Here is a 1,296-nt window from a genome sequence, read left to right as displayed (position 1 = left end):
GGGCCCCGCCGCCGGCGACGCGCTGCTGCGCCAGGCGGCGCAGCGCCTGGCCGAGGGCGGCATGGCGGGCGAGCTGCTGGCGCATCTCGGCGGCGAGGACTTCGCCCTGCTGCTGCCCGGCCCGGTCACCGCCGAGGCGGCCGAGCGGCGCGCCGAGCTGGCGCTGCGCGCCATCGCCCAGCCCTTCTTCGTCGAGGGCAGCGTCGCCATGCTCGGCCTCAGCATCGGCATCGCGCTGTCGCCGCGGCACGGGGCGGGGGCGGATGCGCTGCTGCAGGCGGCGAGCATCGCCATGCAACGCGCGCGCGAGGAGGGGCGGGGCGGCATCCGCCCGTTCCATCCCGGCATGTTGCAGCGGCTGGAGCAGCGGCAGCGGCTGCGCCAGGATCTGCGGGCCGCGCTGCAGCGCGGCGAGTTCAGCCTGGCCTACCAGCCGCTGATCGACCTGCCCTCAGGCCGCGTCGGCGGCTTCGAGGCGCTGATGCGCTGGCAGCATCCGCGCTGCGGCGCCGTCTCGCCGGCCGAGTTCATCCCCGTCGCCGAGGAAAGCGGGCTGATCGTCGCCATGGGCGCCTGGGCGCTGCGCACCGCCTGCGCCACGGCGGCCGGCTGGCCGGAGGGGATGCGCGTCGCCGTCAACCTGTCGCCCGCGCAGTTCCGCAGCCCCGGCTTGGTGGAGACGGTGCGGCAGGCGCTGGACGGGGCCGGGCTGGCGCCGGGGCGGCTGAAGCTCGAGATCACCGAATCCGTGCTGCTGCAGGACAGCGCCGCCAACCTCGCCATGCTGCACGCGCTGCGCGACCTCGGCGTGATGGTGGTGCTGGATGATTTCGGCACCGGCTATGCCTCGCTGAGCTATCTGCAGCGCTTCCCGTTCCACAAGCTGAAGATCGACCAGCTCTTCGTGCGCCGGCTGATCGAGCGCGACGACAGCCGCAAGATCGTCACCTCGATCCTGGGGCTGGCGCGCGCGCTCGGCATCGGCACCACGGCCGAGGGGGTGGAGAGCCAGGAGCAGCTCGACTGGCTGGCGCGCGAGGGCTGCGGCCAGGTGCAGGGCTTCCTGCTGGGCCGCCCGATGCCGCCCGAGGCGGTCGCCGGCTATCTGCGGCGCCACGCGGCGGAACAGGCCGTGGCGCCGGACCGTGCGGCCGCCCTGGCCCCGGCAGCCATCGCCGGCCCGGGATGAATTTTCCATAAGAAGACTTATGGGTTTCCGAACGGGGCCAGGCCGTGGCGCGCGGGAGGGCGGTGGACCGCCCTCCCGGCGGGGTCTGGACCGCGCGGCGGGAGCGG

The 1,296-nt window shown here is 74.8% G+C and carries 1 protein-coding gene; it reads left to right on the top strand.

Annotated elements, in window-relative coordinates:
* A partial coding sequence (locus HMPREF0731_RS19755) for a putative bifunctional diguanylate cyclase/phosphodiesterase (RefSeq protein ID WP_007005984.1) occupies positions 1-1,189 on the top strand: 1,189 nt, incomplete at its 5' end.
* Between the last annotated feature and the right edge of the window lie 107 nt (positions 1,190-1,296).

This window comes from Pseudoroseomonas cervicalis ATCC 49957 (assembly GCF_000164635.1).
Classification (GTDB): Bacteria; Pseudomonadota; Alphaproteobacteria; order Acetobacterales; family Acetobacteraceae; genus Pseudoroseomonas; species Pseudoroseomonas cervicalis.
This window is presented reverse-complemented; position numbering and strand designations above follow the sequence as displayed.